The sequence below is a fragment of the Cnuella takakiae genome, from assembly GCF_001953305.1.
GTDB lineage: Bacteria > Bacteroidota > Bacteroidia > Chitinophagales > Chitinophagaceae > Flavisolibacter > Flavisolibacter takakiae.
Map to the genome: position 1 here is coordinate 1,578,733 of NZ_MTFE01000010.1, position 1,258 is coordinate 1,579,990.

Sequence of the window (1,258 nt, forward strand, 5' to 3'; positions counted from 1 at the left end):
GTCAGCTGTTTTTTTTTTATCCAGCCCCGCATCAGTAGCCGACAACTCCAAAGCCTGGTGCAGGTAACAGAGCTTGATCAGCGCCAGCTCCACATGGAGGCGTTTGTTGCGGGCGGTTTTGAAATTGATTTCTGCTTCCGTCAGCACATTAAGGGTGCTGATGAGGTAACCTGCCTCGGTACGGCCCGCCATCTCGCGGTAGCGCTGGCGGAAGCTTTCCACCACCTCCAGCAAACCGGCCACGCGGTCGTCCTTGCAGATGAGGAGGTTGCGCACAAACTCGGCAAAGCCGTTGAGTACCGCGTCGCCCTCAAAACCTTTCTTGTTGATATCATCAAACAGGAGCATGGCACCGGCCAGGTCCTGGGTGAGCATACAGTCCATAAGGCGGAAATAGTAATCCGCATCCAGGATGTTGAGGTGCTCGATGGTATTGTCGTAGGTAACCGTGCTGTTGGTAAACGACACGATCTTGTCGAGGATGCTCAGGGCATCGCGCATACAGCCTTCGCTTTTTTGCGCAATCATTTGCAGCGCCGCTTCATCAGTAGTAATGCTTTCCTTGATGGCAATGCCTTGCAGGTGATCTACCGTATCCTGGAGCGTGATGCGCTTAAAATCAAAGATCTGGCAGCGGCTCAGGATGGTGGGCAGGATCTTGTGCTTTTCGGTAGTTGCCAGGATGAACTTGGCATAAGGCGGCGGTTCCTCCAGTGTTTTCAGGAAGGCGTTGAAGGCTGCCGAACTGAGCATGTGCACCTCATCGATGATGTACACCTTGTACTGGCCGGCCTGTGGCGCAAAGCGCACCTGCTCTACCAGGGCCCGGATGTCTTCCACCGAGTTGTTGGAAGCGGCATCGAGTTCGTGGATATTGAGCGAAGCGCCATCATTAAAGGATTTGCAGGAGTGGCACTCGTTGCAGGCCTCGCCATCGGGCTGGAGGGCCTCGCAGTTGATGGTCTTGGCCAGGATACGGGCACAGGTGGTTTTACCCACCCCCCTCGGACCACAAAACAAGAAAGCATGCGCCAGGTGACCCGTGCGGATGGCATTTTTTAGCGTGGTGGTAATATGTTGCTGGCCCACAACCGTGTCGAAGGTTTGGGGCCGGTACTTGCGGGCGGATACAATAAATTTTTCCATGGTACTTGCAGGGTGCGAAGGTACGAAGAGTTGGAAGTCCGGAAAGTCAGTAAAGTTGGAAGACGGGAAAGACGGGAAAGACGGGAAAGACGGGAAAGACGGGAAAGACGGG

Annotated in this window: 1 protein-coding gene; it reads right to left on the reverse strand. The window is 54.5% G+C overall.

Features of this window, described 5'->3' with window-relative positions; genetic code table 11:
* Positions 1 to 1,146 (reverse strand): DNA polymerase III subunit gamma/tau (gene dnaX / locus BUE76_RS24165; protein WP_143313433.1); only part of this gene is annotated, 1,146 nt, incomplete at its 3' end.
* Between the last annotated feature and the right edge of the window lie 112 nt (positions 1,147 to 1,258).